The sequence below is a fragment of the Desulfoconvexum algidum genome (assembly GCF_055382125.1).
The window spans coordinates 6,860,556-6,880,694 of record NZ_AP042394.1; the positions used below are offsets into that span (position 1 = coordinate 6,860,556).

13 protein-coding genes are annotated in these 20,139 nt (G+C 49.0%); 8 read left to right on the top strand and 5 right to left on the bottom strand.

The features are described from left to right. Positions 1 to 124 precede the first annotated feature (124 nt). The 3 genes from ACZ45G_RS30910 to ACZ45G_RS30920 are packed head-to-tail and all read right to left on the bottom strand — an operon-like array spanning position 125 to position 6,201. On the bottom strand, positions 125 to 4,579 hold the full coding sequence (locus ACZ45G_RS30910) for an efflux RND transporter permease subunit (protein ID WP_464174492.1): 4,455 nt from the start codon (positions 4,577 to 4,579) through the stop codon (positions 125 to 127). Beyond that, complete coding sequence (locus ACZ45G_RS30915; RefSeq protein WP_464174494.1) at positions 4,576 to 5,739, bottom strand: efflux RND transporter periplasmic adaptor subunit; 1,164 nt, start codon at positions 5,737 to 5,739, stop codon at positions 4,576 to 4,578. Before ACZ45G_RS30915 ends, ACZ45G_RS30910 begins: the two co-directional genes overlap by 4 nt. A gap of 27 nt (positions 5,740 to 5,766) precedes the next feature. Further along, positions 5,767 to 6,201 carry a MarR family winged helix-turn-helix transcriptional regulator gene (locus ACZ45G_RS30920; RefSeq protein ID WP_464174495.1) on the bottom strand — a complete coding sequence of 145 codons (435 nt, stop codon included), beginning with the start codon at positions 6,199 to 6,201 and terminating at the stop codon, positions 5,767 to 5,769. A 150-nt stretch (positions 6,202 to 6,351) separates the two neighbouring features. On the opposite strand from ACZ45G_RS30920, the gene ACZ45G_RS30925 reads away from it, so the two are divergent. The 5 genes from ACZ45G_RS30925 to ACZ45G_RS30945 all read left to right on the top strand — a co-directional run bounded on the left by ACZ45G_RS30925 (position 6,352) and on the right by ACZ45G_RS30945 (position 13,585). Continuing rightward, a complete protein-coding gene (locus tag ACZ45G_RS30925) occupies positions 6,352 to 7,269 on the top strand; it encodes a DMT family transporter (protein ID WP_464174496.1) in 918 nt (305 codons plus the stop codon). Between the two features lie 137 nt (positions 7,270 to 7,406). Next, complete coding sequence (locus tag ACZ45G_RS30930) at positions 7,407 to 9,146, top strand: YgiQ family radical SAM protein (protein WP_464174497.1); 1,740 nt, start codon at positions 7,407 to 7,409, stop codon at positions 9,144 to 9,146. Between the two features lie 349 nt (positions 9,147 to 9,495). Beyond that, on the top strand, positions 9,496 to 11,565 hold the full coding sequence (locus tag ACZ45G_RS30935) for an FAD-dependent oxidoreductase (protein ID WP_464174499.1): 2,070 nt from the start codon (positions 9,496 to 9,498) through the stop codon (positions 11,563 to 11,565). Then, positions 11,562 to 12,752 (top strand): NAD(P)/FAD-dependent oxidoreductase, encoded by a 1,191-nt coding sequence (locus ACZ45G_RS30940; protein WP_464174500.1) that lies wholly within the window; start codon positions 11,562 to 11,564, stop codon positions 12,750 to 12,752. The genes ACZ45G_RS30935 and ACZ45G_RS30940 overlap by 4 nt, the downstream gene beginning before the upstream one ends. 110 nt (positions 12,753 to 12,862) lie before the next feature. Continuing rightward, positions 12,863 to 13,585, top strand: coding sequence for a FadR/GntR family transcriptional regulator (locus ACZ45G_RS30945; protein ID WP_464174501.1), 723 nt, complete (start codon positions 12,863 to 12,865; stop codon positions 13,583 to 13,585). Here the strand turns inward: ACZ45G_RS30945 and ACZ45G_RS30950 are convergent. Then, positions 13,582 to 14,445 (bottom strand): MBL fold metallo-hydrolase, encoded by an 864-nt coding sequence (locus tag ACZ45G_RS30950; protein ID WP_464174502.1) that lies wholly within the window; start codon positions 14,443 to 14,445, stop codon positions 13,582 to 13,584. The two genes, ACZ45G_RS30945 and ACZ45G_RS30950, sit on opposite strands and share 4 nt — an antisense overlap. A gap of 266 nt (positions 14,446 to 14,711) precedes the next feature. Here ACZ45G_RS30950 and ACZ45G_RS30955 point away from each other — a divergent pair, with 266 nt between their 5' ends. The 3 genes from ACZ45G_RS30955 to trpB all read left to right on the top strand — a co-directional run bounded on the left by ACZ45G_RS30955 (position 14,712) and on the right by trpB (position 18,108). After that, the gene (locus tag ACZ45G_RS30955; protein ID WP_464174503.1) at positions 14,712 to 15,224 is read left to right on the top strand and encodes an NUDIX domain-containing protein; all 513 of its coding nucleotides are present in this window, start codon (positions 14,712 to 14,714) and stop codon (positions 15,222 to 15,224) included. A gap of 108 nt (positions 15,225 to 15,332) precedes the next feature. After that, on the top strand, positions 15,333 to 16,685 hold the full coding sequence (locus ACZ45G_RS30960; protein ID WP_464174504.1) for an aminotransferase class I/II-fold pyridoxal phosphate-dependent enzyme: 1,353 nt from the start codon (positions 15,333 to 15,335) through the stop codon (positions 16,683 to 16,685). 196 nt (positions 16,686 to 16,881) lie between these two features. Then, a complete protein-coding gene (trpB, locus tag ACZ45G_RS30965) occupies positions 16,882 to 18,108 on the top strand; it encodes a tryptophan synthase subunit beta (RefSeq protein WP_464174505.1) in 1,227 nt (408 codons plus the stop codon). A 107-nt stretch (positions 18,109 to 18,215) separates the two neighbouring features. Here the strand turns inward: trpB and typA are convergent, their stop codons facing one another. Further along, positions 18,216 to 20,063 (bottom strand): translational GTPase TypA, encoded by a 1,848-nt coding sequence (gene typA, locus ACZ45G_RS30970; RefSeq protein ID WP_464174506.1) that lies wholly within the window; start codon positions 20,061 to 20,063, stop codon positions 18,216 to 18,218. Between the last annotated feature and the right edge of the window lie 76 nt (positions 20,064 to 20,139).

Genomic DNA, 20,139 nt, shown 5'->3' on the forward strand with positions numbered 1-20,139 from the left:
TCTCTAACAGAAAGTAAAAATCCATTTCATTCTACAATAGCATAGGGAACAATTAAAGGTTTATTGTGATGAAAATGTGTGGAAAAATAGAGTTTTTGTGGGACTGGATGCATCATTCAGAAGTTTAAGTTTTTTCCCCCAGGGCAAGGCGCTCCGCCAGGAGGGCGATGGAAAGTTCCCGATTGGCCTGCCTGAAAAGACTTTTGGCATTTAGCAAAGCGGTTTCAGCCTCCAGGACTTCGGCGCTTGTTCCCCGTCCAATCCGGTATTTGAGTTGTTCAATTTGAACAACCTTTCGGGCATGGGTAATCGTTTTTTGAGTGAGGTTTATTTTTACACGGGCGCTAGTGACACTGGCCCGGGCAACGATGATTTCTTGTCTTGCGGCTAACCGTTTGGACCGCAGCACGGCCCGGTTTTTTTCAAATTCGGCCCGGGATATGGCAAGGTTACTCGTACGCAGACCATTATCCAGCAGCGGCAGGGTGATTCGAATTCCACCGGAAACATCGTTTTTCCACGGATCATCATCCACCTCTCCGGTTCCTGTTTCAGGGTTTGTTGCGCCGTAAAGGCCGGCATTGGCGAACAATTCCACCCTGGGCAAAAACTCCCGTTCAGCGGCTAAAATTTTTTCTTGGCCAGCTTGGACCACCAACTCCTGGGCCTTTATGTCCAGACGATTTTTCATGTCTGGAATACCCGGGGCTTCGGGTTTCGGAGTCTCGGGCTCTGGAGCCTCAATGTCGGCCATGGGTGAGGCGGCAAGGGCAGGTAATTCCTCCTCGACTCCCATCAATCTTGCCAGGGCCGACCGTGAAACCTGTAAATTTCTTTCTAACTCTGCCAATTGACTTTCCACTTCAGCAAGCCGGATATTGATTTTCAAAGCATCCACCTCCGGTGCCCGTCCCTTTGCAATCTGTGAACGGATTGACTGGGCAAATGCCTGCAGACTGTCCCGGGTGCCACAGGTTGCCTCCAACAGATCTCGGATGGTCATGGTTTTAAGAAATTGCAATGAAACCGCAAATACGATTTCCTGCTGTTTCCTGTGTTCCAGGGCGAGGCCTGCCTCGTGCAGGGTCAATGCAGACCGTAACCGGGCCTTGGTTTTCCCAAAATCAGTTAACAGCCAGCTCGCCGAAAGTGTTCCCTGGTACCGTACATTGGCAAATCCTTGTTCCATTGAACTTAACCCTAAAACCTGGGCATGCTTGTTTTCCGACCACCCTGTCTGTCCTATCAGATTCATGTGAATTCCTCCGGCAGCCTCGGTTTGCATCACCCCTCCTTGAAGCAAATCGATTTCGGCCCGTGCGGTTTCAAGTTCTGGATTATGTTCCAGTGCAATATGAACCGCTTCATCCAGGGATAAGGAATCTGAAAAAATTGTAGCCTGCACTTTGGCAGGCGCACAGAACACAGCGAAAATAAGCAAAAGGGCGCTGGTGCCTGAGGCTATCTTTTGCCTGTTCCAGATTTGGGCCAGCCAGATTTTCAGGGAATCCAACAGTGAGTAGATAACCGGCACAGCCACCAATGTCACAATTGTGCCGACCAGAAGCCCAGAGGCGGCAGCTATTCCTAAGGGACTCATTCGCTCCAGGCCCACGGCGGTCTCAAAAATTAGTGGGGAAAATCCCACCATTGTGGAAACAGCCGTGATCAGGATAGGCCGCAACCGCAACCGGACAGACTGCAAAATGGCCTCATCTTTCCCCAGGCCTTCTTTCCGGGCTTCTATGATGAAATCAAGCATCAGGATGGCGTTGTTTACAATGGTTCCCCCCAGAAGAATGAATCCCATCAGGGCAGGCATGCAAAACGGTTTGTCAAATAAAAGAAGACCCCATATGCCGCCTGCCGCAGCCAGGGGGATGGAGAGGAGTATGGTTATTGGATGGGCCAGGGATTTGAACATGGCCATCAGCAAAATAAACAGCAGTGCCAAGCCCACCACCAGGGCATTTCCAAGGCTGACCTGGGTTTCCTGCATATCCTTGGCAGTCCCTGCAATGTCCAGTGTATACCCCTTGGGAAGCGACAAGGAAGCCAGACGTTTTTTTGCTGCAGCTGTGGCCTGGGCAATGGTCAACCCGTAATTTCCCGCCGTAATATCCATGGTGGTTCGTTGATTTTCCCGGGTTATGAAGGGTTGGGTTCGAAGGGTGATAATTTTTGCCATGTTTCCCAGTCGGACCGGACCTGACCGGGTGGGCACGGAGAGTTCTTCCAATCGTCCGAGATCGTCAACTTGATCCGACCGGTATCGAACCCGAACCGGGAGATCGTAGAATCCGTCCAGGCGCATGGTGGTGGCCACAATCCCCTGCACTGCCATGCGCAAAAAGCTGGCTACTTCAGCAGGAGAAGTTCCGTAATATACGGCTAAATGCGGATCGACGATTATTTTTTGTTCAATTTTATCAAGATACCAGGATCGACGCAAATCCATGAGTCCCGGGGTTCCATCGAGCAAATCCATGGCCTTGTCAGCCAGATTGTTTAATACAACGGGATCAGGCCCGGAAAGAATGGCATTAAAGGGTGCCTTTGTGGTGGAGACGGGTGTGGCACCGTATTCCGAGACCCGAAAAGTCCGCAGCCCGGTCAATTTGCTCAGCTGTTCCCGCCATTGTGCCTCAATTTCCCAAATGGTTTCAATCCGTTGGGTTCTCGGGGTCAGCCGGACCGTAATATTTGCCGACTGAGACGTTGCCTTCCCGCCGCCGAAACTGACGGCTCCGGGTTCAGACCCCACCACCGAGGAGATGGTCAATACGGCAGGATGCTGGTTCAAGATGGCTTCAATCTGCGAAAGCGTTGCGTTCACCTCTTCGGGCCTGGCTGAGGAGTCTGTGTCAAATTGAATGGTGACAATCCCGGTATCCATTGGCGGCATTTGTTCCCCGCCTAGTAACGGTTTCACCACCCGGAGACTGAAGATCATGAAAACCAGAAGAATAATCGCGGTTACCCACCGATACTTAAGGGCCAGTGTGACCAGCCTTTCGTAGCCAGTGGTCAAAAAATTCACTCCCTTTTGAACAGGGCTAAGCAGATAACGGACCCGATTTGAAACCTTGTCCGGTCCCTTGAAAAATCGGGCAGCCAGTATGGGAATTACAGTGAGAGAAACGATAAGGGAGGCCACCAGTGTCGAAACAATGGTGATATTTAAAGGACGCATGGTCCGTCCGGTATATCCTGTTGTGAAAATTACCGGTACCAGGACTGCCACCGTGGTCAGCATGCCTGCGGTGATGGGCATAGCTACCTGGCCGGCACCGGTTAATGCAGCCTTTACGGCATCTGTGTAATTATTTTGTTTATGATGGCGGTGGATATTTTCCAGAACCACCACGGAGGCATCCACAACCATTCCTACGGCCACGATTAATCCGGACAAAGTGACCATGTTTAAGGTGTAGGGACTTATCCAGAGAACGATGAGAGCTGCCAGGAAAGAAAGTGGTATGGCCGCACCGACAACGGCCGCTGCCCTCAGATCTGCCAGAAAAACAAAGATGAGAAGAATGGTCAGGAACATGGCCTGCCACAGGGAAGAACGCATGCCCCGGACATTGAGGTCTATGAGGGGTTGCTGGTCATCGGTAATCTCAAACAAGATATCCGGGTAATCGGCTTTGATGCCGGGAAGGGCTCGTTTCAATGCGGCAAGGGTTTTGATGGTATGTCCCTTTTCCGGCCGCAGCACGTTAAGGGCCACGGCTTCTTTTGAATTCCCGTGGTAACGGCTTCTCGGGTCTGATTCGCCGGCCCGGACCTGTGCCACATCCCTTAAAAGGATCTGGCTGCCGGAATCAACAGCAAGGGGCATTTCTTTAAGGGCCTGTAATCCGGATAACTCTCCGGAAACTTTGAGCAGGTATTCCTGCCGGGCCCCGTAAACGATGCCGCCGGGGGCGGCCACATTCTGCCGGGCCAGCCCGGAAATAACATCGGCAATGTTCATATTGTGCCGGCTCAGGGCGTCACGGTCCACCCGAATTTCAATTTCAGGTGTGTGCCCGCCAAATACCTGGACATCCCCAACGCCGGGGACGGCCATAATTTCGTCCCTGAGATCGTTTTTTGCCAAAAGCCTGATGTCGGACAGGGTTTTAAGGCTGTTCGGCCCGGGACTTAGGGCCAATGTTACCAAGGGCCGGGTGGCGTCGGTGATTCGGTACAGCAAAGGTTCCCGGATATCCGAGGGCAGGATTCCCTTGACCCGGGCCACCGCATTTTGTACATCAATGACAGCTTCTCCCATGGGTTTGCTGAATAAAAATTCCGCAGTGATGGCCGATACCTCATCCCGGGAAACCGATGAGATGCGCTTCAATCCGGCCAGACTTCCCAGTTCTTTTTCAATATTTCGGGTGACCTTATCTGCGATATCCTTGGCCGAAACACCAGGCGCAACGGTGATAATAGCCACCTGGGGCGGCACGGTTTCAGGAAAGAGATCCGTTGGGACTATCACATAGGCCAGGGTACCCATGACCACTAGAATCAGAACAAGGGCCAGGACAAGGTAGGGATACTTCAGAGATAATTGAGGTAGGCTCATGGCAGCACCTCAACCAATTGGCCGGCAGCCAGGCGATTCCACCCCAGATAGGTATTTTCTATCACCTGGGTGCCCGGTTCCACCCCGTTAACTGCAACCCATCCGTTATCCCTTACAAAAACAGTAACAGGCACGGCTTTTGTAAGATGGTTTTCAACTATGAATACGGCATGTCCACCGTCCGGGAGGGGCACCAGACTGTTTTCAGATACCAGAATCTGATCCTTAAATGTCTTGAGTACAACGGCCACCCGTAAAGTGCTTCCGGCCCAGAGTCTCGGATTTCCATCAGTGTCGCACTCCACGGTCAGGGTTCTGTCTTGATTCAAGGAAGGATGGACCCGGGAAATAGACAGATCCATATTTGGATCTGATTTTGTCACAATGTCCATCCCGGGTTTGATCGACGATACTTCAGACTGTGGAATATCAAAACAGATTTTGAACCGGGTGTGATCCTCTATTTTCACCAGGGCCTGGTTTGACCCGGCCATGTCCCCGGGATCGGCCAAACGCTGGGAAATAACCCCTTCAAAAGGGGCTGTTATTCTTGTGTAGGTCATCCTGGTCCGGGCCTGTTCCAGCTGCCGTTCCCTGACCTTAATCAGTTCTTTAGCCGCCCGCAGGGTTTTGCCCATGGCATTCAAACGTCCCCGGGTCTCATTGAGTTGATCCAAAGAGGTTTCTGCTATCACCTGGGCAATGGCACCTTCCTGGGCCAAAAATTCATCCCGCTCAGCTTCCCGTTCACGGAAAAGAAGGTTTTTTTTCAGGGCTGCCACCGTTGCAGCTGAAGCTGCAGCCTGCAGTTTGCTTTGTAAAACCTCAGCCTCAATCCCCCTGACATGGGATAGCAGCTCAGCCCCGTCCAGGATAGCCAGAACCTGACCCTTGGACACAAGATCTCCTGCCTGAACCAAAATCTTCATTATCCGTGAAGTGATCTGTACACCGACGGTTGCAGATCGCCAGGGCTCCACACGGGCCAGATAACTTCGGGTAACCGAAAGGTTGCCCTTGCGGGCCATAGATACGCGAACCATTGTGGCCTGGGCTTTTTGTACGCTGGCTTGGGCAATACTCAGCTTTTTTTGCCGGACCAGAAATATTCCCCCGGCAACCAAGGCTGTCACCATCAGAATCATCATTATTTTTTTCATTTTCTACTCCCTGGGAGAAATTTTATGCTAATTTGATTTCAAATTTTCACGAACTTTTTGCAACACGGCCTTAACCGTATTGATTTGGGCATCAGACAGACCGGCATAGGCCTTGGCAGTAATTTGTTGAGCATAATCAGACATATTTTCCCAGGTGTTCACAGCCTTTGGAGTAGGGCAAATAAGTTTGATTCGACGGTCATCAGGGTCGGCAATGCGCTCAACCCATCCGTCCCGGACCAACCGATCCACCAGCCTGACAGTGGAGGCGGGGGTAATGGTCAGCAATTCGGCAAGTTCTTTCTGGGGCATTGTACCCAGAGCGATGAGGTGGGCCAGGGCTATGAACTGGACCCGACTTACTTCTTTACCGGACAATTTTTTTTCCAGGGCCTTAGCAAATGACTTAAAGGTTAGATTGCAGTGAAAACCGAGACTTTCAAATGGGCTGAAACTTGGCATGTGTTATTCTCCATATTTAATTAGCTATGCAATGATTAGCATACTAACTAATTTTGTACAAGTGAATTTTTTATTTATTGTAATTTTTCTCCATCTCATTTACCTATATTATTTTATTTTACTGAATTGTTTCTTATTGGACAAAATAACATGCCCTATACCGGAGAACTCATTGCCATTGTCACTGTATTGTGCTGGACCGTCAGTGTCCAGTTTTTTGAGGCAGCTGCCAAAAGGGTGGGATCCACGCCGGTCAATATCATCCGGATAACAACGGCCCTGGTTCTTTTTGGAATTTATTTATTTTTTAAAAATGGATATTTGATCCCGTTGGACTTTCCTCTGGAGGCCTGGATATTTCTTTCCCTTTCGGGTGTCATCGGTTTTTTTCTGGGAGATATTTGTTTGTTCAAGGCGTTGGTGGAGCTGGGTCCCAGGATTGCGTTGCTGATCTTCAGTCTCTCTGCCCCGGTGGCAGCTCTGATCGGGTGGACATTTCTTGCAGAAACCTATGTGCTCCATCAATGGGCCGGGATGCTGGTGACCCTGTCAGGGGTGGGCCTGGTAATCTTTGAAAAAAAGCGACCCGAGAACCATTCCCAGCAGCGGCACCAACGGGTTATTACCCTTAAGGGGATATTGTTCGGAATAGGCGCCATGCTGGGTCAGGCCGTTGGATATGTCCTGAGCAAGGCCGGGATGCAAACCGATACAGGATTTTTGGATGCCTTTGCTGCAACCGAGATTCGTGCCCTGGCGGCCTTTGTCTGTTTTGTTATTTTTTTTACCCTGACCCGGGAATGGCGCCGAGTGGTCAGGGCTGTGAAGGACACCCGGGCCCTTGTCTTTACGGCAACCGGTGCACTGATTGGCCCCTTTCTTGGGGTATCCTTGTCCCTCATGGCCCTGCACTACCTGTCCACGGGAGTGGCGTCTACATTTTTGTCCATGACACCGGTCTGTATAATTCCCTTTTCCATCTTCCTTCACAAGGAACATGTATCCATCCGTGCTTTTGCCGGTGCCATTATTGCCGTGGGTGGCATCTGGCTTTTAATGGCGCCCTAGAAAAATTTAAAAAATAGGACCGGCCCGATGGGTAACGGGTGAAAGTAAATAGCCGGGTAATTGAATTTTCCTGCTTTATTTAGTATACTGATTTTTATATTAAAATTAAGCTAACCCTTCTGGAGCCTTTTACATCCATGTTTCTTCCCACCACCCCAAACGAGTTGAACGACCGCAAGATAAAACAACTGGATATTATCCTGGTCACCGGAGATGCCTATATTGATTCTCCTTTCATGGGGGTAAGCCTTATCGGGAAAGTACTTGAAAGCAAGGGCTATCGTGTGGGCATTATTGCCCAGCCGAATATGGAGGGGCCGGAGGATATTTCTCGGTTGGGTCAACCCAGGCTTTTTTGGGGGATTACAGCAGGGGCCTTGGATTCCATGGTGGCCAATTATACGGCCTCCAAAAAAAGACGGCAACGAGATGATTATACCCCCGGTGGCATCAACAATTGCCGGCCGGACCGTGCGGTTATTGCCTATGCAAACCTGATTCGGCGATTTTGCAGCCCCAAGGTTCCCCTTGTTCTGGGCGGGATCGAGGCCAGTTTGCGGCGAATTGCCCATTATGATTTCTGGTCCAACAAAATTCGGCGCTCCATCCTTTTCGATGCACGGGCAGATTTTTTGGTATACGGCATGGCCCATGCCAGCATCCTGAACCTGGCAGCCGCCTTAAACAACGAACAAGAACCCTGGGATATCCCAGGAATCGGGTATATTTCAAAGGAACAAAAGGGAATTGAACTGCCTTCCTTTGAAGCGGTGCAAAAGGACAAGTACCAGTATATTGAAAGCTTTAAGCTCTTTTATGCCAACACAGATCCCATCACGGCAAAGGGGATTTGCCAGCGGCACAATGACCGGTACATGGTCTTAAACCCGCCCGAACGCTACAGTACCACAGCAGAGTTGGACGAGATCCATAACCTTGATTTTGAGCGGGACCTCCATCCCTATCATCGAGACAAGGGATCTGTCAAAGCCCTTGAGACCATTAAATTTTCCATCTCCACCCATTATGGGTGTTATGGGGAATGTAATTTTTGTGCCATCACGGTCCACCAGGGCAGGACTGTTCGGTCTCGGAGCGAAGCCTCCATCCTGGCCGAAGCAGAAGGCTTTACCCGGGACAAGGATTTCAAGGGATATATATTTGACCTGGGCGGACCCACGGCTAATATGTATGGGTATGAATGCAAGAAAAAATTAAAGAAAGGGGCCTGTCCAGACAAGCGCTGTCTCTTTCCTACAATCTGCAAAAGCCTTGAACCGGACCATTCCCCCCAGATCCGGCTGATCCAGAAACTGGAACGGTTGCCGGGAGTCAAAAAGGTATTTATCAACTCCGGTGTCCGGTACGATCTGATTTTAAATGACAAGGATCACGGGAATGCCTATCTTGCAAAACTTACCCAAGACAATGTCTCAGGACAGATGAAGGTGGCACCTGAGCACACCGAAAACGGGGTGCTCTCCCTCATGGGCAAGCCGGGGATCGACGATTTGCTGGCGTTTAAGCAGGCCTTTGACCAATTGTCCAAGCAATCTGATAAAAAACAATTTTTAACCTATTATCTCATCGCGGCCCACCCCGGCTGCGACCTTGCGGATATGACCCGGTTAAAAAAATTTACTTCGGAAAAATTGAATATCAACCCGGAGCAGGTTCAAATTTTTACCCCCACCCCTTCCACCTTTTCTACCCTCATGTATTATACGGGCCTGGATCCCTTTACCTTAAAAGAAATATTTGTTGAACGAAATCCTCAGGAAAAAGAGAAACAAAAACAGGTGGTAACAGCCAAATCTAAAGGATTTAAAGGGAAAAGTTCCAGACCCTATAAAAAAAAAGGCCGTTTCCATAAGTGATGTACTTTTGTACCTGGGATTTCACATTGGGGACTATAATCTCACCCATAAAACGCCACCCCGGCAATGAGTGTCACTTGTTTATGCAGGATTGAGAAATCTTTTTACCTCCTTGATAATCACGGGATAGATGTCGCTGAATCCCAGGTATTTAGCATGATTGGGATCGTTAATGATCCCAAGCCCCCCGAGAAGATTGATGGCATTTATTTCCTTGATTTGTATGAAAAATTTCGTGTCGGTCAACCGTCGGAGAAATTTATTGACAAACACTTTGTAATGGTTTAACCATTATCAAATGCAATAAAACGGCACAATTTCTGCCTGTTTGTTAACCTCAGGAGAGTGTATGAATCGAATTACAGCCCACCCGGTGATCAGGGTTCCGGAACGGGAAACACTTTTATTTTATTGGAATAAAACCCCCCTTACTGCCGCCAAAGGCGAGGTGATCTCCTCGGCTCTGTTTGCCAACGACATTAAAATATTTGGACACCACCCTAAAGACGGATCTGCCCAGGGTATTTTTTGTGCCAATGGCCAATGCGCCAAATGCACGGTTATTGCCAATGGAATTCCCGTCAAAGCCTGTATGACAAAGGTAACGGCCAACATGATCGTTGAAAGTGTTGAAGGCCTTCCCAAGCTGCCCGAGGTTGAGGAAACGCCCCGGATATCGGATATTGAGCAGCTTACAACCGATGTGCTCATCATCGGAGGAGGGCCTGCAGGGCTTTCAGCTGCCCTTCAATTGGAAGAAAATGGAATTTCCGCCATTTTGGTGGATGACAAGGATAAGCTAGGGGGCAAGTTGGTCTTGCAGACCCATAAATTTTTCGGGTCTGTTGAGGATTCTTTTGCCGGCATGCGGGGCATGGATATTGGCCGGATGCTGGCCCAACGAGTTGAAGAAAGTCCCTGTATTGATGTGTGGACAAACAGTACGGCCATCTACGTTTTCCATGACAAGCGGGTGGGCATTCTAAAGGATGGGGTCTATAAAATTGTCACCCCCAACATCATTTTAAATGCCGCCGGGGCCCGGGAAAAATTTTTGCGATTCAAGGGCAACTCCCTTGCAGGCGTTTACGGGGCCGGGGCCTTCCAAACCCTTGTCAACAGAGATCTGGTTAAACCCACCCAACGACTGTTCATTATCGGCGGCGGCAATGTGGGCATTATTGCCGGGTACCATGCCCTCCAGGCCGGTATCCAGGTGGTGGGGCTTGCCGAAGCCCTTCCCCAATGCGGGGGATACAAGGTCCATGAAGACAAACTTAAACGACTGGGGGTTCCCATTTACACCTCCCATTCCATCATTTCGGCCAATGGCAATGAATCTGTCTCTTCGGTGACCATTACAAAAATTGATCAAAACTTTGTCCCCATTCCAGGAACCCAGAAAACCTTTGAATGCGATACCATTCTCATTGCCGTGGGGCTTGAGTCGGTATCTGAATTTACCGGAGAGGCAAAAGCGGCCGGAATCAAGGTGTTTTCTGCCGGTGATGCCGCCCAGATTGCCGAGGCATCCTCGGCCATGTTTAATGGGAAAATAGCCGGAATGGAAATTGTTCGTCAGGCCAAGCCGGATGCCCGGGAAATTCCCCCCTCCTGGTATGAAAAGGCAGATATCCTAAAATCCCCTCCCGGCCCTGTCCAGGCGATAGCGGTACCATCAACAGAAGAAGGCATTTTCCCTGTGATCCACTGCAAACAGGAGATTCCCTGTAATCCCTGCAGCACGGTCTGTCCGGAGGGGTGCATCACCATGGACGGCGATCCCATCAAGGGCCGCCCCGTGTTTAAAGGAAAGTGCAAAGGCTGTATGCGCTGCCTGGCCATTTGTCCCGGGCTTGCCATTACCCTGGTGGATTATCGGCAAGATGCAAAAAATCCCGTTGTGTTTTTGCCCTATGAAATTTCCAACATTTGCGTACAAAAAGGCGACACCATTGCCTGTGTGGACGTGGACGGCAATGATTTAGGTCTTCACACGGTTCTTGGGGCTAGGCCCACCAAGGAAAGCAACAAGACCTGGATTGTCCGGGTAAGGGTGCCAAGCGCCATTGCCAAACAAGTGGTGGCCTTTACCATTCAGGACAAGGCTGTCTGTGAATGTGTTACCAAAGAAATCACCCATGACCAACTCCAGGATGATGAAGTGGTTTGCCTTTGCGAACGGGTGACCGCCGGCCAGATTCGGGATCTTGTCAGGCAGGGGGTAACCGATATGAATCAGATAAAGGCCATCACACGGGCCGGCATGGGCCCCTGCGGGTATAAAACCTGTGAGAACCTTATGAGCCAAATCTTTACGGCAGAAAAAATAGCCCAGGAAGAGATTGTCAAAAACGTCCGGCGTCCCCTGTATATTGAAGTTCCCCTGGGAAAATTTGCCGATGGAGGTCAATCATGAATTCCTTTAATACGAGTGGTGATACAAATTTTGATGTGATCATCATTGGTGCCGGATCCGTGGGGGTTCCCACGGCCTTGGCCCTGGCCCAAAAAAAAATAAAGGTTCTGGTTATTGATTCCCTGGCATCCCCGGGACAGGGACAGAACAAACGCGCCATTGGCGGGATCCGGGCCACCCACTCGGACAAGGGAAAGATTGCCACTTCCCTGAGAAGCATTGAAATCTTTTCCACCTGGAAAGAGACCCATGGGGATGATATCGGCTGGATGCAAAACGGATACTCTTTTCCTGCCTATACGGACAAAGATGCCAAAATGCTCCAGGAGCTGATGAAAATCCAAGCCGCCTTTAACCTGGAGATTGATTGGCTCAGCCCAAAGGAATACCAGGCGCTCGTGCCGGGCATCAACAGGGTAAACCTTGTGGGAAGCACCTATTCTCCCAAGGATGGCAGTGCATCTCCTTTGCTGTCCATCAATGTCTTTTATTTTAAGAGCCTGGAATATGGTGCCCGGTACCGGTTTAAAGAAAAGGTTACAAAGATTTCCATTAAAAATGATACAGAGGTCAAGGTCACAACGGACAGGGGAACCTATAGGGCTGCCAAGGTCATCAATGCCGCCGGCAATTATGCCCGCAGGATTGGGCAGATGGTGGATCTTGACCTGCCCGTGGAACCTGATAGTCACGAAGGGGCAATCACAGAACCGGTTCAGCGGTTTTTTGGTCCCATGATCGTGGATTTAAGACCCTCCCGGGACCCCGCCACCCAGGACTCGACCAATTATTATTTTTACCAGAACAATGAAGGCCAGGTCATTTTCTGCCTGACCCCCAAACACCTGATCAAGGGAACTGACAGTGAGTCCACCTCCACGTTTCTTCCCCAGGTGGCCAAGCGCATGGTCAACCTGTTCCCCAAACTTGCTAATCTCAAGGTTAGAAGAACCTGGCGGGGGCAATATCCCATGACGCCCGACGGGTTTCCCATTGTCGGGGCAACAAAAAAATATCCTAATTTTATTAATGCCGTTGGAATGTGCGGCCAGGGCTATATGCTGGGCCCCGGCCTGGGTGAATTATTAACCAGAATTGTGACCCAGGAATTGACAGAAGAGGATTTAGATGTTTTAAAACACTTTACGCTCTACAGAGATTTTTCAGGAGTCGAACACTTTAAATAACCGGCATGGCCGGAGCATGGTATTTGCTCCTGGCCTCAACAAACGCTGAAACTCATGTGATTGCAACCCCTTCGGTGGGAGTTTCATATAAACAATTAGCAGGATATTGCATGTTTAAACACGCCAAGCAAAACCGAGTCTTCCAGGATGTGGTTGAACAGATACAAGATGCCATTTTAGCAGGAAAGCTTGAACCCGGCACAAAACTTCCGGCGGAACGGGAACTTAAAGATCTGTTCAACACCAGCCGGGGAACCTTGAGGGAAGCCTTGAGGGTGCTGGAACAAAAGGGACTCATTGAGATCAAGCTTGGCGTGGCAGGCGGCGCCATTGTAAAAAAGATAGATTCCGACCCCATTATTCAGTCCCTGGCCCTTTTAATTCGTTCCGGCGGCATCTCCCTTGAGCATCTGGCTGAATTTCGAATTAAAATAGAAGGCAGCATTGTGGAGCTGGCAACCCAAAGAGCCATCCCTGAAAACATTCAGGAGATGGAACGGCTTTTTAAGGAAGCACAGACCCATTTTGAAGCGGGTGACTGGGAAAGTTTTTTAAAAACCGATGAAGCCATGCACACCTATCTTGGCATCATGTCCCAAAACCCGGTCTTCCAGTTTATCCAGAAAAGCATCCACGACAATATTCACCAGTATTATGCATCCTATCTTCCCATGAATCACGCGAGAACCCTGGAAAATCTTAAGGATTTTGAAAAATTGATTGCCGCAATGAAACGCCATGACAGCGCTGCCGCTGCAGACATTATCAGGGATCATGTGGAACGATTTAGTAAAAAAATGCAGGAAAAAACCATGGGCGCTGGCAGGGATTAATTTTTTTCATGGTGTCGTATGGCTGATCTCACCCCATTGAGCATGCTGACATTGCCAAAACAAAAATACTTGGTAAAGTAATCTTCTTTTAATTTTAATTCTCTGAAGATTTCTTTTGGGGTCTTCCCGGTTTTCCAGAGAAGAATAATATTGCCATATAAATTTTCCAAAAAATCAAGCTTATTTTGAATATGCTGCCGGCCCCGGGTCTGCCGGGGATTGTGACTGCAAAGAAGGGTTTCAAAATTAAGGGCCAATATCTTTTTCAACGAAGAAGTCTGGGCCCCCATATCTTCATCCGCTCTGAAATAGCGGATATGATCTCCCAAATAAAGATCGCCTGAAAATACCACCCCTTTTTCCGGTAAAAAATAAACAACATGGTCCCTGGCGTGGCCCGGGGTGTGAAGGGCAATCATTTTGCCCAGAGATGTTTCAATGGAATCCGATTCCATTGAATCTGTTTCCCCGGGGCCTGTTTTTTCGGATATAGGAAGAGGCGTGACAGCCAGGGGGGTCGTCCTGCCCCAGACATAGCGCTGGTAGGGCAGGATCTTATAGGGTCTTTTCAATTTTTCCCGGGTCAATGAATGGCCGAAGACTTCGGTTCCCAGATATTTTTGGATCACGGCCCCATTGCCGGAATGGTCTTCATGGTGGTGGGTTAAAAAAACTTGTTTCACCTGGTTTTTCCGGGCAATGGCAAGCACCTGCCGTTCCATGTGGGACTGGCCCGTGTCGATCATGATCTGGTCAAATATATAGCAATAAACCGTCATCAGAGGCGGGCCTGCCAGAGACCAACCCAATTTAAATCCCCTGATGCCGTGGTCAAATATATGGGATTTGCAAACCTGCATAGGCGTTTGTATTTCCTTTTAGGTTCAAAGAATTCATATTTTCTTTGAATTGTGTAAAAATGGCAAGATAAATCTCAGGTTGATATCCTCTTTTGGGGTAACGGGATGGGGTCTCTTCTTTGCTGTGGTGTTCATTTTTTAAAATAAATTTGCCTTACACTCGAATATATATCATTATGGCCTTTGTTAATTTAATTTGGGTTAATTTAATTTGGGTTAAATTGGTCTGAATACCGAATATATTTTTAGTCAGGATCCAAAGCAGTATGAACAAAAAAAGCGATTATAAATTTTGTCCCCTTTGCCAGGGGGCGTTTGAAAAAAAACAGCTTATCCCCAATGAGCCCCAACGGCTTGTGTGCAATAAGTGTCAGTTTATTTTTTATCTTGATCCCAAGCTTGTGGCCTGCACCATTGCAGAAACTTCCAGGGGCATCGTCCTTCAGAGACGAAACAAAGAACCCAAAAGAGGCTATTGGGTTCTTCCGGGAGGGTTTGTGGACAGGGGGGAAACTCTTGAAGATGCGGCAAAACGGGAGTTTTTTGAAGAGACCGGATTGACCTCTACCATTAATTGCCTCCTTGGCAACTATTCCTATCCGGGGGAAGCAAATATCATCATCGTATACCAAAGTGATGTAACCGGCGGCAGTATCCGTCCCTGCCATGAATCCATGTCAATTGATGAATTTAAACGAGAGGATATCCCCTGGGATCGACTGGCCTTTGACACAACCAAAAACGCCTTAAAAAGATATATGGAAAAAACATCTCTTTAATCTTGCAAAATTTTTGAGAACTCCCTAATATCAGCTCCATAAAATAGTTAATCAGATAATTAATCAGATCACAAATTTGTTTTATTCTATACCGAGAGGAGATCCCCCATGAAAATGCCCTTAAAAACCCCGATTGACCGCTCAATTGTAAAACAGGAAATTACTGCCCTGGGAATTGAATCCGTGGGCCTTGCCTCCATCCGGGAATTGAATCGGATTGTCAACAATATTGAGGCAGCTTCGGGTGAACGTTTTATCCGTATGGAAATGGGTGTGCCCGGGTTGGATCCTCCAAAAATTGCCGTGGATGCCGAGATTGAAGCTCTTAAAAAAGGGGTGGGGTCCAAATATCCTCCTTTTGACGGGATCCCCGAGCTCAAGCAGGAAATTTCCCTGTTTGTTAAAAACTTCATTGACGTGGATATCAAGCCGGTCTCCTGCTTTCCCACGGTGGGCTCCATGCAGGGCTGTTACCTGGCCATGATGTGTACCACCCGGAGGACAAAGGGAAAGGACAGGCTTTTGTTCATTGATCCGGGATTTCCCGTTAACAAGCTACAGGCCAAGGTTCTCGGGGTCTCCTATGACCATTTTGATGTGTATGAATTCCGGGGAGAAAAGCTTGAAAGTAAGCTGGAAAGTTATCTTAAAAAAGGGGATGTGGCAGCCCTGATGTATTCCAACCCCAACAATCCTGCCTGGATCTGTTTTACCGACCAGGAACTTGAGATTATTGGCAGGCTTTCCACGAAATACGATTGCATTGTCATGGAAGATCTGGCCTATTTTGGCATGGATTTCAGGAAGGATTATTCCCAGCCGGGCCAGCTCCCCTTTATCCCGTCGGTGGCCAAATACACGGACAATTATATTTTATTGATCTCCAGTTCAAAATCCTTTTCCCTGGCCGGTCAGCGCATCGGGATGACCGCCATTCCAGACAAATTGTTTACCTCAACGGCAGAAAATTTAAAGGAATGGTTCGGCAGTGATAAGTTTGGATATGCCTATATATTCGGTGCCATGTACGCCACAAGTTCCGGGGTGTCTCATTCCAACCAATACGGGCTTTGCGGGTTGTTAAAAGCGGTCAATAACGGCAGCTACAATTTTGTGGACAATGTCAAAGAATACGGGGACAGGGCTGTTGTCATGAAACGCCTGTTTGTGGAAAACGGTTTTCAGATTGTCTATGACATGGATGAAGGCGAAAAGATTGCCGATGGGTTCTATTTTACCATTTCATTTCCCGGTTTTACCGGGGTGGAACTTGTGGAAGAACTTCTCTATTACGGGATCAGCGCTATCTCGCTTATCACCACGGGCAGTGATCGCCATGAAGGGTTAAGAGCCTGTGTTTCCCTTACCGGCCAGGACCGGTTCCAGGATCTTGAAAACCGTGTGGTTCAATTTAAAAGAGATCACCCCAAAGGCTCTGATTTTAAACTCATTGGATCATAATTTTTTCCTTTACTTGTTTATTATTCCCTTCACTCTCTTCCAAGATTATGTTGGCCGTCCCTGAAAGAAACGTCTCTTTCAGGGACGGTTTTTTTTGGCAAAAGCCCTTGCATTTTCAAGGTGCTCCTTGTATATGTTTCTATGTTTAGAAACAAAAAATACCCAATTGCTGTGATATGACAAAGGAGAATTTCCCATGACTGAGAGCACACGAGATCTTGAAAAAATGGCGTTACCCGACAAAGCCGGCCGGTTTGGAGAATACGGGGGCAGTTATGTACCCGAACAGCTCCAGGCTGTTTTAGATGAAATTACCCAAAGTTATGAGGCCATTAAAAACGACGATGTCTTTATTGCCGAATTAAGGGATTTGAACAAGCATTTCACCGGCAGGCCCTCCCCGGTATTTTATGCAAAAAACCTGTCTGAAAAAACCGGGGGAGCAGATATTTACCTGAAACGCGAAGACCTGAACCACACCGGTGCCCACAAAATTAACCACTGTCTGGGTCAAGCCCTTTTGGCCAAACGCATGGGCAAGAAAAAACTCATCGCCGAAACCGGAGCAGGCCAGCACGGGGTGGCCTTGGCCACGGCCGCCACTCTGGTGGGACTTGAATGCGATATTTACATGGGTGAGATAGACATCAAAAAGGAACATCCCAATGTGGTGAGAATGAAAATCCTAGGTGCCAGGGTGGTCCCGGTGGGTCGGGGGACAAAAACCCTGAAAGATGCAGTGGATGCAGCATTTGAAGCCTATCTTCAAGATCCTGTTACCCAGCTTTATGCCATCGGGTCTGTGGTGGGTCCCCACCCCTTTCCCATGATGGTAAGGGATTTCCAGCAAATTGTAGGCCAGGAAGCCAGGGAGCAATTCCAGGAAATGACCGGAAAGCTGCCGGATAACCTGGTTGCCTGTGTAGGCGGCGGTTCCAATGCCATGGGATTGTTTACAGCCTTCCTGGGAGATAAGGAGGTGAACATTTTTGGGGTGGAACCATCGGGCAGAGGGTTTAAGGACGGAGACCATGCCGCCACCCTGACCCTGGGCAAACCCGGTGTTCTCCATGGGTTTCATTCCTATCTTCTGCAGGATGAAAAGGGAGAGCCCCTGCCGGTGTATTCGGTCGCCAGCGGCCTGGATTACCCGGGCGTTGGTCCCCAGCATAGCCTGCTCAAGGATATTGGCCGGGTCACCTATGTAACGGCCTCGGATGTAGAAGCCATTGATGCTTTTTTCGAATTATCCAGGACCGACGGCATTATTCCTGCCATTGAAAGCGCCCATGCCGTAGCCTATGCCGTTAAACTGGCAAAGGAAGCGGGCAAAGGGAAAACCATTCTGGTGAATCTTTCCGGCCGGGGGGACAAGGACATTGATTTTGTCCTTGAAACCTATGGCAAGGATTATGGATTATAGCTTTAATTTAAAAAATTAGCCTCTAACATCATAAAAAGACCGGCCTGGAAGATTTCTTCCAGGCCGGTCTTTTTGATATCCCATGATATTCTTTTTTTCTATATAGGTTAGGATTGATCCTGTTTTTTTAATTTTCCGGCCGCCAAATGACGTTTTCCTGCAGGTAAAATGGTTTTTCGAATACGGACGAACTGGGGCGTCACCTCGACCATTTCATCATCTCGGATAAAATGGATGGCCTTTTCCAGGGTCATCTCCCTTATGGGGGAACACACCGCATTTTCATCCTTGCCTGAAGCCCGCATATTGGTCAGTTTCTTTTCCTTGCACGCATTCACGTCAATATCGGAATGCCGGTTATGCTCGCCCACCACCATGCCCTCGTAGACCGCAGTACCCGGAATAATAAAGAGCTGGCCCCTTGGTTCCAGGTTGAACAGGCCATAGGCCACACCTTTTCCCTGGCGGTCGGCCACAATGGAACCTGTGAACCGGATGGGAAACTCCCCGCGAAAGGGTTCATACCCGGACAGGTAGGAGTTCATAATACCCGTTCCCCTGGTGTCGGTCATGAACTCGTCCGGGTATCCGATTAAGGACCGGGAGGGGATGGAAAACTCAATCATGACCCGGCCTTTGCCGTTGTTGACCAGGTTGGTCATCTTGCCCTTTCGAATGGAAAGCTTTTCCGTGACAACCCCCATAAAATCCTCGCCGCAATCCACGAAGAGATGCTCAATGGGCTCCAGTTGAACCCCATCTTGTTCCTTGTAGATAACCCGGGGACGTCCCACACAAAGTTCAAACCCTTCTCTTCGCATGGTTTCGATGAGGATGGCCAGCTGAAGTTCTCCCCTGCCCTTGACCACAAAACTTTCATCTGTGGTGCTTTCTTCCACCTCAATGGCCACATTCAGCAAGGTTTCCTTGAGCAATCGCTCCCGGATTTTCCGGGACTGGACAAATTTACCATCCTGGCCGGCAAAGGGAGAGGTGTTGATGGAAAAGCGCATGAAGACCGTGGGTTCATCCACGGCAATCCTGGGAAGCGCTACCGGTGCTTCCCGGGTACAGATGGTATCCCCAATTTTCACATCCTCAATACCGGACAAGACCACAATATCTCCCACCTGGGCCTCGTCCACCGGCACAAGGGCAGGGCCGTCATAGGACTGGAGTTTGGAAACCTTTAATGGTTTTTGCTTGTTCTCTTCACCGATGCAGACCAGGCTTTTATGGGATGCGACAGACCCGTTGAATATTTTGCCGATGGCCAGACGGCCCAGGTAATCGGAATATCCAAGATCCGACACCAGCATCTGGAAAGGGGCCTCCGGATCATAGGTCGGGGGGGGCATTTCATCGACAATCAGGTCAAACAAAACGGTGAGGTTGTTCACATCATCCTCTACTTCCCGCTTCACAATTCCATCCCGGCCAATGGCATAGAGATAGGTAAAATCAAGCTGCTCTTCCGTGGCATTCAGATCGATGAACAGATCATAGACCATGTCCAGAACTTCATCGATTCTGGCATCCTTGCGGTCTATCTTGTTTATGATCACCATCACCGGAAGATTGGCCTCAAAGGTTTTTTTCAACACAAACCGGGTCTGGGGCAACGGCCCTTCCGAGGCATCCACCAGCAAAATGGCGGAATCGGCCATGGACAATGCCCGTTCCACCTCCCCGCCAAAATCCGCATGGCCCGGGGTGTCGATGATATTGATCTTTACATTTTTCCAGGTGACCGAGCAGTTTTTGGCAGAAATGGTAATGCCCCGCTCCCGCTCAAGGTCCATGCTGTCCATGAGGCGCTCATCCACTTGCTGGCCTTCCCTGAACTGACCGCTCTGCTTGAACATTGCATCCACAAGGGTGGTTTTGCCATGGTCAACATGGGCAATTATGGCAATGTTTCTTAATTTTTCATTGGAACCTGTATTTTTTTTCATATTCTCCTGTTGCTTCCCTTATAAATGTACAGAGGTGACGGTTTCATGGGACCGTAAAAATTTATGTTTATTGGAC

Bases quoted from the DNA above. Each gene is read 5' to 3' on its own strand.
- ACZ45G_RS30910 (WP_464174492.1), bottom strand. From the start codon at position 4,579: ATGAGCCTACCTCAATTATCTCTGAAGTATCCCTACCTTGTCCTGGCC.
- ACZ45G_RS30915 (WP_464174494.1), bottom strand. From the start codon at position 5,739: ATGAAAAAAATAATGATGATTCTGATGGTGACAGCCTTGGTTGCCGGG.
- ACZ45G_RS30920 (WP_464174495.1), bottom strand. From the start codon at position 6,201: ATGCCAAGTTTCAGCCCATTTGAAAGTCTCGGTTTTCACTGCAATCTA.
- ACZ45G_RS30925 (WP_464174496.1), top strand. From the start codon at position 6,352: ATGCCCTATACCGGAGAACTCATTGCCATTGTCACTGTATTGTGCTGG.
- ACZ45G_RS30930 (WP_464174497.1), top strand. From the start codon at position 7,407: ATGTTTCTTCCCACCACCCCAAACGAGTTGAACGACCGCAAGATAAAA.
- ACZ45G_RS30935 (WP_464174499.1), top strand. From the start codon at position 9,496: ATGAATCGAATTACAGCCCACCCGGTGATCAGGGTTCCGGAACGGGAA.
- ACZ45G_RS30940 (WP_464174500.1), top strand. From the start codon at position 11,562: ATGAATTCCTTTAATACGAGTGGTGATACAAATTTTGATGTGATCATC.
- ACZ45G_RS30945 (WP_464174501.1), top strand. From the start codon at position 12,863: ATGTTTAAACACGCCAAGCAAAACCGAGTCTTCCAGGATGTGGTTGAA.
- ACZ45G_RS30950 (WP_464174502.1), bottom strand. From the start codon at position 14,445: ATGCAGGTTTGCAAATCCCATATATTTGACCACGGCATCAGGGGATTT.
- ACZ45G_RS30955 (WP_464174503.1), top strand. From the start codon at position 14,712: ATGAACAAAAAAAGCGATTATAAATTTTGTCCCCTTTGCCAGGGGGCG.
- ACZ45G_RS30960 (WP_464174504.1), top strand. From the start codon at position 15,333: ATGAAAATGCCCTTAAAAACCCCGATTGACCGCTCAATTGTAAAACAG.
- trpB (WP_464174505.1), top strand. From the start codon at position 16,882: ATGACTGAGAGCACACGAGATCTTGAAAAAATGGCGTTACCCGACAAA.
- typA (WP_464174506.1), bottom strand. From the start codon at position 20,063: ATGAAAAAAAATACAGGTTCCAATGAAAAATTAAGAAACATTGCCATA.